Consider the following 14,477-nt stretch of genomic DNA (forward strand, 5'->3'; position numbering starts at 1 on the left):
AATAACCGCTCATTAGGAGCCAAAGATGTTTTCAACTTTAGCCCAACAATTTGCTGCTTATAGCCAAATGCTGTTTGGTGCTTTGTCGTGTTTAGCAAAATCAACCACAACGCTTGCAACATCAACAATTTCAGTCGTCGTCCTAGTCATTATTAACTAGGCTGGCGGCATCTTCCGTCAGCCAAGCTGACGGAGGAATCGCATACATCAATTCTTCTTTTTTTCTCCCCAGCAAATCTGACGGTCCATAATAAAAAAGCGAGTTAGGCTAAATCTAATCGCATAAGGACGGTACAGTGAAAAATCAACACACAATAGCGATAGGTTTAATGACCTTTGCCATGTTTCTTGGCGCAGGGAACATCATCTTTCCTCCTTTCTTAGGTTTGGAAGCGGGGACCATGTACCTTCCTGCCATGCTGGGTTTTTTGGTTACAGCAGTGGGCCTACCAGCGTTAACTTTGGTGGTGTTCGGCCGTTTGAGTGACAGTGCGCAATTAACCAAAGCGTTACCTCAACCACTGGCAATTGCGTTTTGGGTGTTGTTGTTTACTGCGGTTGGGCCAGCATTTGCCATGCCGCGCGCAGTAACCGTTGCGTATGAAATGGGGATTAAACCTTTTGTTGAAGGCGACCACTTGCTGGTTTTTTCAATAATCTTTGTGACAGCAACTTTACTGCTTGCTTTTCAACGCGGCAAGTTGGTCGATTACATCGGTAAAATCATGACGCCAATTTTAGTGATCATGTTAGCCCTATTGGCAATCGCTGCGTTCATTCAACCATTAGGCCCACTCAGTGTGCCAACGTTGGATTACCAGCAAAGAGCGGTAACCAGTGGATTGATTCAAGGTTACATGACGATGGATGCGATTGCGGCCGTTGGTTTTGGTTGGATCATTATCAAAGCGATCCGAGATAGAGGATGTGAGTCGAACAAAGATATCTTTAACGCGACGCTGAAAGTGACCTTGGTTTATGCGTTGTTAATGTCGGCTTGTTACCTTGCCATGGCCTATGTAGGTGCGACATCAGCGTCGATTGCCGATGGTGCGACCAATGGTGGTGAACTGCTAACGCGTTATGTTGCTGCGGTATTTGGGCCATTTGGGCAATATTTGCTGGCAGGGATCATCATCATGGCGTGTTTAACCACCACGGTTGGTCTGACCGATGCATGTGCAGAATATTATCAGCAAACTTTCCGCTCACCGTTTAATCTTACCGCGACGATCGTTGTCGTGTTGACGGGTATCATTGCTAATTTTGGTTTGGATCAAATCCTCAAAGTAAGCTTGCCAGCGATCTTAATTTTGTGCCCAGTGGCGATTACTTTGGTGTTGACCGCAATGATATTGCCGACGACAAAGCGTTACAGCGCACCTTATGTCATCATCGTATTGATTAGCTTGGTATTGGGTAGTTTAGACGCTCTGCATATCCTTGAGTTGTTACCGGAATCGTTGACGGCAATATTGAGTCAATATCTCCCTCTATTTGATGCGCACGGCAGTTGGTTCATTCCGGTATTTGCCGCAATTATGATTAGTAAGGCGCTTAATCGAGAGAGTGAGTTGTAAACATCTCGTAATCAATGCCAACTGGATAGATGCTATTTGTCATTGTGAAAGTGAATAAAAAAGCTCGTGGAAAACACGAGCTTTTTTCTGATTTAAGAGCGGTAATGGAGATTACAGTCCTTTGGCGTATTGCTTGTTGGTGGTGATCCCCGTTGCTTGTCGAATGCGCTCAAAGGCATGTGGCTGCTCGTCTTCAGCGCTATTTAGCGCATTGACAAATAACTCGACGAGCTCGACATTAGTGACGTTGTGACGTGTTTCAGTTTGAATATCACGCAAATCTACGAGCACGTCAGTAAGAAGCGTCGACAAGCGCTTGATGATCTCTAAGTTCAGTACGTTATGCTCGCCGTACACACTGTTGTGGCTGCCTTTGAGCTTTTGGATTACGTATGAAGTACCATTGAGATTGATCACCGAAGTGCGTTTGCTACAGCGCTTCAAACAGCCTTTGTTCACCTTAATCTTCTTACAGCCTTCCGTTTGCTGGAACAGGCATTGACGGCTGGTGAGCAGCGTATTTGGGTGGTAAACGTTATAGAAGGTTCTAAAGCCTTCTGGTCTCACCAACTTACGGATTTGTAGGAAGCTTAACTCGTCGGAAATAAACGCGCCGCGGGCTTGATACTGATCTTGTAAGCACTGCAAAGTGTACGAGTTGGCACTGTTCATTTGCGGCCCAGCAATCCAATCAATCCCCATTGATTGTGCCAAGTAACCAACCCCGGAGTTGTTGGTGACAAGCAGAGTCGGGCGCACTTCCGATAAGAAGCGCTGCGCGGCTTGATAGTCATCGCCGATCAGAACCGCTTGGAACCATGGAATTAAGTGGGTATTGGCTTTAAATAGTGTAATTAGAGCATCACATTCACTGGCCAGTCCCATTGGCAGTTCAAAATAGACATCGACGTCAGGGCGAACAATCGAGGCTGCATCTTGTTGATTTGAGACTAATACGGAGAGCTTAGTGACTGAGGGCTCAGCGTCACTCGCTGTGGATGCCACGATGGCAGGCACCTTGATGGCACTTTTCACCAAAGGCGCATTCGAAGGCGAAGAAACGTCAAAGTCACTAATGGCTTCTTCAACGCGATTTATGATGACAGATTTATCGTCGTACAGTTTTTGTTTTACGGCTTTAACATCATCCACTGAACTGCATTGATACACTTTAGAGAAGTGTGTTACCGCGTGATCTCTTGGGTTATTGATAAACATATCTTTACCAATCTCACCTTGCAAAAAGCCATTGGTAAAGTCGCGGTTAAATACGGTATAAAGTTCACGTGTATCGGTTGAAAGTACTTTGCCATCACAGTACTTATCGATCTGCTGGCGCCAGTTATCCACCACAGTATAAACATAGTGAAACTTCTTAATTCGACCTTCCACTTTTAATGAGTAGACACCTGCATCCGCCAGCGCTTCGAGATCATTAAAAGCAGAGTTGTCTTTCATGTTCAGTGGGTAATCACTGCCAGTTGGCGTGGTTTGGTACTGATCACGACAAGGTTGGCTGCAACGGCCACGGTTACCCGAGGCACCATTTTTGGCTGAACTCATGTAACACAGACCAGAAAAGCCGATGCAGTATGAACCGTGGACGAACACTTCCATCAAAACATTGTGTTGATGACCAAATTGGGCAAGGTGTTTGATCTCATTAATGTTCAACTCACGAGATAAGTTTACTCGGCTAACCCCCAATTGATTGAGGAACAAAATTTGTCCTTCGTTATGGGTGTTTAACTGAGTTGACGCGTGCACATCCAGATCGGGAAAGTGACGCTTTATTATCGCACCCAAGCCGAGATCTTGAATGATCACACCATCGATTTTTGTGGTGTTCAGTTCATTTAGTAAGCGCACGACCGCTGGGATCTCACTTTCAAGTAGCATGACATTCAGCGTAAGGAAAATTTTGCAATTATGTTGATGTGCCAATTCAAGCACGCCACGCAAATTCTCTAAAGTCAGGTTAGTTGCTCTGTTGCGAGCGTTGAAACGATCGAGTCCACAATAAACCGCGTCAGCCCCTGCAGCAATCGCTGCTTTAATCGAATCTAAATCACCACCCGGCGCCAGAAGTTCAAATTGATCTCGTGTCACAAACTTATCTCTAGTCAGAATTACCCTAAATTGGCTTTGCATCTTACGGGTTTGAAGCAGGGAATCTAGCAAAAGTTGAGAATTGGCGTGACTTGGCACCTAGGTTAGTCGCTTTTAGTTGTATCACTAAACGGGTTTTGTCTATTCAAGCTGTTGTTTTGATTGCATATGTGTTTTTGTGCACTGGCCCGAATTTATTCGTGACTGAGCTTACTCATTTACCGCACAACGAAGAGAATACCGCCGAATTAAAGGATTATGGATCACTGATGTGATGCTGCATTGATGAATTCTGTTGTTAAGTTTGTGCGTTGGTGTGCCAGTGGTGACATCAAGTAAACACGCATTACTTGGGACGGATGAACGAGCCATGACATGTGTATTTTAGGATGATTGGATGTATTTGAATAACGGAATTAAGGCGTCATTTCTACTGACCTTACTCACGCTTGTTGGCTGTGAAAAGCAAGTGACGTTTGCGCCAAAGGAAGGCGATGAAAAACGCTATTGGGTTTATACCCACACTACGCAAGACATAGCCCAAGACTACGACACCGCGATGATCAGCGAAAGCTTAGTGCACTATCGAGTTGATGAGGTCGGTGACACACTAAAACTTCATATCACGCCTGAACACTTACAGTTCTCAGCAGGCTATTCATCTTTCTCGAGTGTCGAATTATCAAGTAGTCAACAAAAGATGGTTCCGTTCTTTCAAGATGGTTTTGATGTTTCCTATAACATGGAAACGGGAGAGCAGATCGAGTTCAAAGGCCGTAATCAAGCGATGTGGGACGAGTTGGTTAAAAAGCGTGGCGATGTCGTGCTTAACAGTTTGAAATCAACCATGAACGCACCCGGTTTACTGCAATCGCTGCCAACTAAAGTCGGTCGTCAGGTTACGCTAGACAACTTCAATGGTCGGTCAGTCACTCTGACCGTGAACCAGCTGACAGAGAGCACACTGTTTGCCACGGTTTCTCTTGCGGACAAGCGTTCGGATGATAAGCAAGCGAATGACCCACAGACTCCGTCAAATGCGCACTACCAGCTTTATGGCAAATTGGAAATTGATCGTGCAACGGGATGGTTGAATAGCCTTAATCTGGTGATGAATGTTCCGGTCGATGTGTATGGTGAAACCAAAGTCACTCAAACGACCGTCGCGATGCGTTCGGAAGATCAACCTATAGGTGCCTTTAGCGATATTTTCGCTCACGCTTATTACGACGATGAGTTGTATTGGTACGATATTGAACCCATTCCTGAGGCCATCCTTGTGAAAGGGACAACAGTTGAAGCCGAAACCGGCAAAAACGAAGGTCTGCAAGACCAATTGACCCAAGACGACGTGATGCCTTACGAGGAAGGTATGTTTAATAAAGAAAACTCTCGTTCTGATGGTCAAGGATTTCGCCTCGCTTTCCCTACTCAAATTCCCCCTAATCAGGTGGTCGGCTATATCGCAATGCGCGATGTGCGCGCTTACACGAATAATGGCGATAAGATTGATCTTAAGCTTGTCACCCCCAACGCTTTGCAGTTCTTTGATGAGAACATGAATGTTAATGCCATGGTGCAGCCGATTGGTTGGAATAAAGGCGCTGAACTGAAAGAGATCAGCACATTTGCAGCCCATATTGATTACTATAAAGGGGCAATTGAATTGCACTCTTTGCCGTGGCAAGGCGGCAGCAGCCAAAGTTATCAAGTGGGCGATCTACAAGTTGCAATCAAAAAGGTGCCCGGGGCTGAGAATGAATACCGAGTGGAATATCATAATAGCGAGTACCAGTGGCTCGGTTTCACCATTGGTGGTGTTCAAGGCCAGATGGCATTTTCGCCCCCAAAAACGGGGCCAGAGTGGCTTTCTCCGGGGAGTCGTCAGTTATTCGTCCAATCAACACCGCCTGAACTGATTACTCGAACAATGAGCTTCAAATTTTCTGAAGAACCTAAAGAATTAATGTTTATTGTTCACAGTCAAAATGAAACGCCAAGCTTTTCGCAAGAAGTCGAGTTTTTGGATAGGGAGTGGTATTTGGCCAGTGCTGAGATGCCTCCGATGACGAACAATCTGAATCGTGAATATTATCCGTTTGAGAGTGACAACGTTGTAGAACAAAGTGCGTCAGCGTTCGATTTTCATGCCGATCATCGAGTGGCGACCGAATCGCTACAAAATGCGGTTGTCGCCTTACCAATGGAATGGGCGGCTTTATGCCAGTTCGATATTGTCAACGCACCCCAGGTGAATGGCAAGCCGCTAGAATGGAAACCGCAATCAGAAGTCGATAACGACTTACCGGGTGGACCTGTCACCATTGAACCAAACACAATAGCCTTCCAATTAATGACGCCAGATGGTGTACGACGTTATTTCTATGACATGGCGATCACTACGCGCTTTACATGCGCAGGGAAAACCAAGTGGAACCAAATGTCGCCGCCTTCTAGCCCAAAACCATGGTTGATTGATATCAGTGCAATTGAAGGATTTGATGCAAAGCAAACCGTGGCAGATTTTCTTGGGCGTTATCGAATCTTAGATCAACATGGCCAAAAATTAGTGCCGATTGATAAGCAAGGTGAGGTGCTAACAGCCAGTGATCGTTTGTTGTCTGAAATACTTTTCGCTCCGGGCTACCTAAAAATGTCAGGTTCTATATCACGGATTGAAGAAGTGATTGTGCAAGGTGAGCCATTAGAAAAGCAATTTGTTGTTCAATTCCCACCGCTGCCAAAAGGATAAGACGATGCGCCGTATTTCACTCAGTTCTATTTATCTTATGCCTCTGATGATGATTTCTACTGTATCGGCAGCGCCGATTTGGTTGGATGAAGATTGGAACATCGTTAAATCAGAGGCTCAAGCCCGTTACTATCTCGCCGAGCCACTCACTAAGGAAGAAAGCGGTTGGCCTGTAACGGTTTATTTCCAAGGCGGAGACATCGTCAATTTTAAAGGCACGCTTAATAGCGGCGATATCTCGACCGGAAAATCAATTGGTGCTTATGAAATCTATTACGAGAACGGTCATCTTCTCTCGTCGGGTAGCCGCAATGCCAAAGGGCAATACGAAGGACTCACTAAATTCTATAACCAAGAAGGGGTGCTCACCGAAGAAGCAACATATGTTGCTGGCAAGGAAGAGGGGATCGGTCGACTGTTTTATCCTAATGGCGGTGTTGAAGAAGAATACACCATATTGGGCGGGAATCGTGTTGGTGAAGATGTTCACTATTATAAAGATGGTAGCGTGTGGCAAAAACATCGCTTTGTCGATGGAAAAGCCCATGGTCTGCAACGAACCTACCATCGTGATGGCACATTAAGGCAAGAGTCGACGTTCGTTATGGGTCGCCAACAAGGTGAGTACAAAAGCTACTATGAAAATGGTCAAATTTCTTATCAGGTAAGCTATCAAAATGATCAGCCGACAGGTGTAGGGCGATCTTATCACGAAGATGGATTGCTTTATTTGGAAGTAACGTACGAGCAAGGCAAAAAAAATGGCCTGGAACGCTCTTGGTATGGGCAAGATAAGCTGCGCTCTGAGCAGCATAATGTTGATGGTAAAACACACGGTGTTGCGACTCATTATTATGAATCCGGCAATACCAAAAGTATTGAAAATTACGAGAAGGGCCGCCGTCGCGGAACGCAGTTGGCCTTTTATGATCAGCCTAATGCAGTGGAAAGCGAAACAGAATTTGATACGCAAGGGAATAAGATCGAAGAGACGCGTTTTGATAAGCACAGCACAAAGACGTATCACTACGTTGCTCGCTATCCGAATGAGCAACTTGTTAGTGATTTAAAAAAATACCGCGATTCTGTACTCATTTCACGCGAGCAAACCAACGCGAAGAAAAAATGGCAACTAAAGGAGCAATTTAACGCGGACGGTGAATTGACACAACGTATCGAAAAAATCAATGGTAAATATCATAACGCCTATGTGTCGTTAGATATCTATAGTGACAATATCGAAACGACGCGTTATCAACATGGCGTGCGCAGTGGAGAGTATTCAGTGATTAGCCAACAAGGCAAAGTGATCGATACGGGGAGCTATTACAAAGGCAAAAAGAGTGGCGTTTGGCGACATAATTACAATGGTATAACGCGCACGGAAACGTACAATCGCAAAGGTCAACTGCATGGTGAAGTGAGTGAGGTTACTGTTAATGGCGATCGCCTGGTATGGGAGCAGTACCGAAATGGTAAGCAACATGGCCACACCGAAAACTACGCCAAAACAGGGGCTTTACTCGCAAAAGGCAATTACCTAAATGATCAGCGTGATGGTCAATGGCAGCATCAAGAAGAGTATGAGTTTGATGTTGTGATTTGGTCAGGAAAATACCAAAAGGGTAAGAAAGTGGGTAAGTGGTTCGCTCATTCAGCGGCGGGTTATGAGCTAGGTCGGCAGCAATACGATCAACAAGGACGCAAGCAAGGCACGTTCTACACCTTCGAAGAGTATGGCGCGCTTAAACGTATTGAGCGCTACAAAGACGATGAGCCAGTTGGAGAGTTTGAATACTACAATACTGATGGCAAATTGGGCCACAGCGCAAAATCAATCTTTTTGTAGTCAACGAGAGGTAAAGGTGAGAATGGCAAGGTAAAACGTGAACGCCATTTCACCCAATAAGGAGAACAGAATCGTTAAATTTCGTTCTCCTTGTTAAAATAAACAGAGCGCAAATCTCCGGGTTGTAATCCCAGTGTGGTTTAGCGCTTTGTTTTGTTACCAAACTGCTTAATGCTGGTTTTCTTCGCCGTACGTCGGTTCGCTTGTTTATCTCTCGGCGCGCGCTTACTCACACCCGTTGACGGTTTATCGGTGACGGGAAAGTCGGCCAGTTCTTGCAATGGTAATGGGCGTTTGGTCAGCTGACGAATCGCGGCCAGATAGTCACTTTCACCATGACAAACAAGCGAGATCGCCAGACCTTGTTCACCCGCGCGTCCGGTGCGGCCGATGCGGTGTACATAGGTGGTTGGGTTCGTAGGTAGTTCAATGTTGATCACCACTGGCAATTGTTCTATATGAATTCCGCGCGCAAGTAAATCGGTGGCCACCAGAATCTGTGTTTTTTGCTGTTTGAATTCCGCTAAAATTGACTCTCGTTCCTGTTGGCTCTTGTTACCGTGTAACGCACTGACAGTTAAGCCAGCTTTGGTGAGTTTTTTACACAAAGCATCGGCATTGTCTTTCGCGCCGATAAAGACCAGAGCTTGTTTCCAACCATGACGTTTAATCTGATCGATTAGCACATTGGCTTTACTGCCTTTGTTGACTAGATAAGCAATCTCTTCAATCTCACTGACCACGCTATTGGCTTGATTGGCTTCAATCAACGCTGGTGCATTTAACAAGCTATCCATACTGGCTTTAAGTTCTGGTAGCAGCGTGGCAGAAAACAGCATGGTTTGGCGTGTTGCAGGCATGAATGCAACGATCTTTTGCACATCACTCCAGAAGCCCATATCAACTAAGCGGTCTGCTTCATCTAGCACGAGAGTGTTGACATCACGAGGATAAAATTGTTTTTCAGTCAGTAAATCGAGTAGGCGACCTGGCGTCGCGACCACAATTTCAGGGCACAGTTGCAAAGCTTGAATTTGCACTTCCTTATCAACACCGCCACACAACACTTGGCTGCGAATCTCAAGTTTCTTCGCGACAGCCACGATAGCGTCGTTAACCTGCATAGCCAGTTCACGAGTGGGTACCAGAACAATCGCTTGTGTTACTGAGCGCTGAGTTTGTACGCGCTCTAAGATTGGTAAACCAAAAGCGAGTGTTTTACCACTGCCGGTTTGTGCAATGGCAAGAATGTCTTTATTGGCTAATGCCGCAGGAATGACAGAAGATTGGATCGCAGTGGCGCTGTTAAACAGTTTCGATATTACAGCGGTAAGATCGGCACCGAGATTAAGCTTGGTAAATGGCATGGTTTGTTGCTCAGGCTGTAGCATAGAGTGATGTCGTTAAATCGTGTTGGGCGCATAGGATACCAAGCAAAACGGTGATGTACATCGTTATGTCCTGCTTGGCGTAAAAACTATGCCAAGTCATCTAGCGGTTTTTCGTTGTATTAGTCACTTGTTCTTTGTTGGATTCACTTTCCTCTTTGTATCCCAAAGTACGAATATGTTGGCCGTGAATGGTGTTTTTCATTAGTTTCCACAGAGCTTCAAGAAAACGCTTGTGCAGCGCATGATGACGAATATAGCGCACATGAATAAACCCATACGCCGCTGCGAAGGCAATAAGGGCCAAAATCAGTCCGTAAGTTTCGCTATTTGATAAAATATTCATATCACTCCTCGTTGTCTGTTGTGTGTCTTTTGTGGTTTGTTGAGAAATTAATGGGCGAGGTTATTCATCCATTTTCTCGATTTAAATCGGTATAAGCAGGCCGCCCATTTTACGATGGCTTCTAAAAAGAAACTGGCAAAGACATATTCTGCGGGTAGTTTTAACCACAGCGCACAGATAGCAGCGACCGGAATGCCAAGCACCCACTGTGAAATGAGATCTTGGTAGAGACAGAACTTAACATCACCACCGGCTCTAAGTACCCCGACCACCATTACTGTTGGGATCGAACGAACAAGTATGCCGATGCATAAGATGACGAAAAAGGCACGGGCGAGTTCAATGGTGTCGGGCGAAAGGCCACCAAACAGGTTTAAAATAGTATCGAGATTAAAATAGAGCAGTAATGACACCAACAAAGTCGCAACAACGGCAAAGAGCGCGAAGTACATGGCTTGGTAGTAAGCACGCTGGGGATCTTGAGCGCCAAGATTATTACCGACTACAACCGCAGAGGCATTAGCGATTCCGACCAGAAGACTAAGAGAAAATGCCTCTATCGGTGAGATGATCGACAGTACGGCAAGGGCTGATGTGCCGGTTTGCGCCATAATCGCGGTATAGGCGAAGACCCCCAATGCCCAAAGAAGAAAGTTGATCGTCGTGGGTAGGGCAATACTGAGGAAATGTCGATACTGCTGCCAATTTAATGTTTGTCGAGCAGATTGATATAAGCACGAAAGTAGATGTTTTTTATGTCCCAGATAGAGCGCGAGCAATATGCTTTCAAGCAGCGTGGCGAGTGTCGTGCCGATCGCTGCGCCTGTCGCGCCTAAAGCAGGTAAACCGAATAAACCAAAGATGAGCACCCAGTTAAAACTGATATTGAGTACAATCCCAATCCCGCTAAATAAGGTAATCGTTGAGGCTTGATGCATCGATCGCAAGCCTGCGGCGACACTGACTTGATAAGCAATGAATAATAGGCTCGGAGCAGCATATAGCAAGTAATTGTGACTGACGTTAAACACATCACTTTCACGGGTGGTGAGGTGAATGACATGATGCCCCAATACACTAACGAACACGATAGAACACAGTGCAACCAGCGTAGTAATTACCCAAGATAACTGAATGCTCTGTTTGATGCCTTGTTGGTGTTTAGCGCCAAAATGTTGTGCTGCGAGCGTTGCACCACCAATCGCCACCCCGGAGAGCAGAATGGTAAAGACGAACAAGATTCGAGTCGCGATTCCTGCGCCCGCTACGTCATATTCTGATAATTGCCCAAGCATCAGCACATCGATCACCCCTTTGCTTGTCAGCATGATGGTTTGTAGGGTGATCGGCAGTGCGACGGTGAGCAGCACGTTAAATAATTGGCGATCTAAATAGCACCACGCAGGATGTTGACGCAGGCGACTGAATACACGTGTAGCCAAGTTGGATTTGATTAAATTATGCATGCAAGTTTAGTCAGAGAAGTGATAGTCCATTATGTAAGAATATCCGCAATAACCAAGTCGATTATGAACGGGGATTGCGTTCAAAATGTTCCTCTGAAAACGTAAAAGCGAAGTGGTGCGATTTGTTGGATAGTTTAATGAGATGTTTAGTTTGTATAACTGTTCGTTTTTTATTGTTTGGTGATATGTGGTAATGAATGGTGTCAATGGTGAATTAATAATCTGACATATTTATATATATTGACTTTTTATTCTGTTTTTACGATATTTCATGCTTTACAAATATTAACGTGAAATAAGCTATGTCTCACTCTCATGCACAGCCAGCGGACTCGGCTGTAACGAAGAAATCTTGGCAAATGCCAGATACCCTTATTCTTATATTTTTTGTTGGTATCTTTGCTGCGATTCTTACTTACTTAATCCCTGCAGGTTCTTTTGAAAGCCAGCAGGTGACATACATGGTCGATGGTGCTGAAAAGACACGTACAGTTATTGACCCTAATTCATTTGTTTATGCCACTGATGCCGCGGGTGAACTGGTTTACAACACGGTAAGCCTATTTGCTTCAGGTGGTGGCATTGGTTTAATGAACTTCCCATTTGAAGGTCTGACTTCAGGTTCTAAATGGGGCAGTGCCATTGGCGTAATTATGTTTATGCTGGTGATCGGTGGTGCGTTTGGCGTCGTAATGCGCACAGGCACGATCGATAACGGTATTTTGCGCCTGATTGATAAAACCAAAGGTAATGAATCACTATTTATCCCAGTACTATTCTTGCTGTTCTCACTCGGTGGTGCAGTATTTGGTATGGGTGAAGAAGCGGTTGCGTTTGCGATTATCATTGCACCACTGATGGTTCGCCTAGGCTACGACGGTATCACTACCGTAATGGTCACCTACATTGCAACCCAAATTGGTTTTGCGACTTCTTGGATGAACCCATTCTCAGTGGCGATTGCTCAAGGTATCGCGGGCATTCCAGTTCTTTCTGGTATGACAGTTCGTATGGGCTTATGGGCTGGCTTTACGCTTATCGGTATCGCTTTCACTATGGCATACGCTGCACGCATCAAAGCAAACCCTGAGCTTTCTTACAGCCGTCGTACTGATGCACATTTCCGTTCTCAAGAGCTTTCTGAAACCGCCTCTCGTTGGAATATCGGTGATACCTTAGTTCTGCTTACTGTTATTGCTTCTACTGCTTGGGTGGTATGGGGCGTAGTAATGCACGCATGGTACATCCCTGAAATCGCTTCTCAGTTCTTCACGATGGGCTTTGTTGTGGCGATTATTGGTACTTTGTTCCGTCTAAACGGCATGACATTGAACGACGCTGCGGCAGCCTTTAAAGAAGGCGCAAGTATCATGCTCGCGCCAGCACTACTGGTTGGTTGTGCTAAAGGTGTATTACTGCTGCTAGGTGGTGGTTCTTCAGAGGAACCAAGCGTACTAAACTCAATCCTAAATGGTGCCGGTGGCATGCTAAGTGGATTGCCTGCAGTGGCTTCTGCTTGGTTAATGTACGTGTTCCAGTCTGTGTTCAACTTCTTTGTAACCTCGGGTTCTGGCCAAGCAGCACTAACCATGCCACTACTATCGCCATTGTCTGATATTGCTGGCGTGACGCGTCAGGTAGCGGTATTGGCATTCCAGCTAGGTGACGGTTTTACGAACGTGATCGTACCAACCTCAGCGCCTCTTATGGCAACACTTGGTGTATGTCGTATCGATTGGGGTGACTGGGCGAAATTCTGCTGGCGCTTTATGCTACTATTGTTCGCCATCTCAAGCGTAGTCGTGGTAGTTGCTCAGCTAATGGGCTTCTCATAATAAACTCAAACGAGTTTAACAATTAGATTCGATGGCGAGATATTTATCTCGCCATTTTTTATTGTTTATTTCTAGATAAGTAAGCAAATATTTTGGAGAGACCATTTTAATGGCGACACAGTACTTAGATGACGTGATCCAAGGTCATCGTGTTATTCACACTTTAGATGTGGCTGATTTAGCTGCAGGTGAACATAAGTTTATGTTCCGTATCGCAACCGATGCGCTTTCGCAGTGGCAACATTTACCTGTGATGGTATTCAAAGGTAAAAAGCCGGGCAAAAAAATCATCATCACGGCGGGTGTTCATGGTGATGAATATAACGGTGTATTAGCTGCGCAAAAAACGGCGCGTGAATTGGTTGGTAAAGAATTGGCCGGCACCGTTACGATAGTGCCGATGATCAACCTTACCGGTATGCTGAATCATAGTCGTGATTTTTATTCGGCAGACCCAGACGCTTCGCCATGTAACTTAAACCGTTTCTTCCCAGGTGATGCTAACGGTAACGAGGCGAATCGATTTATCCATGCATTGTGGCACCACTTGCTACAACCTAATGCTGACCTAGCGATTGATCTGCATACCCAAACAAGCGGAACGGTTTACCCATTGTACGTGTTTGCGGATTTCCGTTTAGAGCAGGCCATTGAGATGGCGCGCCTCATTAACCCTGATGCGATTTTAAATGATCCGGGCGATGCGGGTGTACTTGAAACCATGTGGAACAGTAGTGGTATCCCAAGCATTACCATCGAAGTGGGCATGGGACGTTACACGGAACTGACACTGATTGATCGTACGGTTAATGGTATTTTCAATATCCTTAAACACCATGAGCTACTGCAAGGTGAAGTAGATGCGGTGATCCCGTGTTTAGAAGGGCAAGAGATCACCAGTATTCGCGCGGAAATTGGTGGCTTTGTGATCCCACAAGTATCCATGATGGACAAAGTAGAGCAAAACCAGTTAGTTGCGATTCAATACGATAATTTTGGCGATGAGCTAAAGCGTTACTATGCGCCAAATGGCGGTACCGTATTGAGCTATAACGTTGAGTCAATCCGTGCCCCGGGGTCTTTGGTGGTACGTTTAATTCATTAAGCTGCCAACTTTCGAATCTAGCTTTTCAGCTCTCGATTCTTATTCTC

Annotated in this window: 10 protein-coding genes; 6 read left to right on the top strand and 4 right to left on the bottom strand. The window is 45.4% G+C overall.

Annotated features, from left to right (window positions below; translation table 11 throughout):
• Positions 1–25: 25 nt before the first annotated feature.
• The gene (locus tag RJD38_RS19260; RefSeq protein WP_005592909.1) at positions 26–160 is read left to right on the top strand and encodes a hypothetical protein; all 135 of its coding nucleotides are present in this window, start codon (positions 26–28) and stop codon (positions 158–160) included.
• A gap of 136 nt (positions 161–296) precedes the next feature.
• Complete coding sequence (gene brnQ / locus RJD38_RS19265; RefSeq protein ID WP_065546219.1) at positions 297–1,580, top strand: branched-chain amino acid transport system II carrier protein; 1,284 nt, start codon at positions 297–299, stop codon at positions 1,578–1,580.
• Positions 1,581–1,691: 111 nt separating this feature from the next.
• On the opposite strand, the gene RJD38_RS19270 is transcribed toward brnQ, so the two are convergent.
• On the bottom strand, positions 1,692–3,689 hold the full coding sequence (locus tag RJD38_RS19270; protein ID WP_065546220.1) for a peptidase U32 family protein: 1,998 nt from the start codon (positions 3,687–3,689) through the stop codon (positions 1,692–1,694).
• Positions 3,690–4,086: 397 nt separating this feature from the next.
• On the opposite strand from RJD38_RS19270, the gene RJD38_RS19275 reads away from it, so the two are divergent.
• Together RJD38_RS19275 and RJD38_RS19280 are read left to right on the top strand one after the other, a co-directional pair.
• Positions 4,087–6,441, top strand: a complete 2,355-nt coding sequence (locus RJD38_RS19275) for a hypothetical protein (RefSeq protein ID WP_065546221.1) — start codon at positions 4,087–4,089, stop codon at positions 6,439–6,441.
• 4 nt (positions 6,442–6,445) lie between these two features.
• The gene (locus tag RJD38_RS19280; RefSeq protein ID WP_065546222.1) at positions 6,446–8,290 is read left to right on the top strand and encodes a toxin-antitoxin system YwqK family antitoxin; all 1,845 of its coding nucleotides are present in this window, start codon (positions 6,446–6,448) and stop codon (positions 8,288–8,290) included.
• A gap of 140 nt (positions 8,291–8,430) precedes the next feature.
• Here the strand turns inward: RJD38_RS19280 and RJD38_RS19285 are convergent, their stop codons facing one another.
• From RJD38_RS19285 to RJD38_RS19295, 3 genes are all read right to left on the bottom strand, one after another.
• On the bottom strand, positions 8,431–9,657 hold the full coding sequence (locus RJD38_RS19285; RefSeq protein ID WP_065546809.1) for a DEAD/DEAH box helicase: 1,227 nt from the start codon (positions 9,655–9,657) through the stop codon (positions 8,431–8,433).
• A 124-nt stretch (positions 9,658–9,781) separates the two neighbouring features.
• The gene (locus RJD38_RS19290) at positions 9,782–10,024 is read right to left on the bottom strand and encodes a hypothetical protein (protein ID WP_005592917.1); all 243 of its coding nucleotides are present in this window, start codon (positions 10,022–10,024) and stop codon (positions 9,782–9,784) included.
• Between the two features lie 47 nt (positions 10,025–10,071).
• Complete coding sequence (locus RJD38_RS19295) at positions 10,072–11,490, bottom strand: MATE family efflux transporter (RefSeq protein ID WP_083163650.1); 1,419 nt, start codon at positions 11,488–11,490, stop codon at positions 10,072–10,074.
• A 302-nt stretch (positions 11,491–11,792) separates the two neighbouring features.
• Between RJD38_RS19295 and yfcC the strand changes: the two genes are divergently transcribed.
• Both yfcC and RJD38_RS19305 read left to right on the top strand, forming a co-directional pair.
• Entirely contained in the window at positions 11,793–13,325 is a 1,533-nt protein-coding gene (yfcC, locus tag RJD38_RS19300) for a putative basic amino acid antiporter YfcC (RefSeq protein ID WP_005592920.1), read from the top strand.
• A gap of 109 nt (positions 13,326–13,434) precedes the next feature.
• The gene (locus tag RJD38_RS19305; protein ID WP_065546223.1) at positions 13,435–14,430 is read left to right on the top strand and encodes a succinylglutamate desuccinylase/aspartoacylase family protein; all 996 of its coding nucleotides are present in this window, start codon (positions 13,435–13,437) and stop codon (positions 14,428–14,430) included.
• The last annotated feature ends 47 nt before the right edge of the window (positions 14,431–14,477 follow it).

Source organism: Vibrio scophthalmi (assembly GCF_040869025.1).
GTDB classification, from domain to species: Bacteria; Pseudomonadota; Gammaproteobacteria; order Enterobacterales; family Vibrionaceae; genus Vibrio; species Vibrio scophthalmi.

Coding starts and splice junctions, on each gene's coding strand:
- RJD38_RS19260 (WP_005592909.1), top strand. CDS start 26: ATGTTTTCAACTTTAGCCCAACAATTTGCTGCTTATAGCCAAATGCTG.
- RJD38_RS19275 (WP_065546221.1), top strand. CDS start 4,087: ATGTATTTGAATAACGGAATTAAGGCGTCATTTCTACTGACCTTACTC.
- RJD38_RS19280 (WP_065546222.1), top strand. CDS start 6,446: ATGCGCCGTATTTCACTCAGTTCTATTTATCTTATGCCTCTGATGATG.
- RJD38_RS19285 (WP_065546809.1), bottom strand. CDS start 9,657: ATGCCATTTACCAAGCTTAATCTCGGTGCCGATCTTACCGCTGTAATA.
- RJD38_RS19290 (WP_005592917.1), bottom strand. CDS start 10,024: ATGAATATTTTATCAAATAGCGAAACTTACGGACTGATTTTGGCCCTT.
- RJD38_RS19295 (WP_083163650.1), bottom strand. CDS start 11,490: ATGCATAATTTAATCAAATCCAACTTGGCTACACGTGTATTCAGTCGC.
- yfcC (WP_005592920.1), top strand. CDS start 11,793: ATGTCTCACTCTCATGCACAGCCAGCGGACTCGGCTGTAACGAAGAAA.
- RJD38_RS19305 (WP_065546223.1), top strand. CDS start 13,435: ATGGCGACACAGTACTTAGATGACGTGATCCAAGGTCATCGTGTTATT.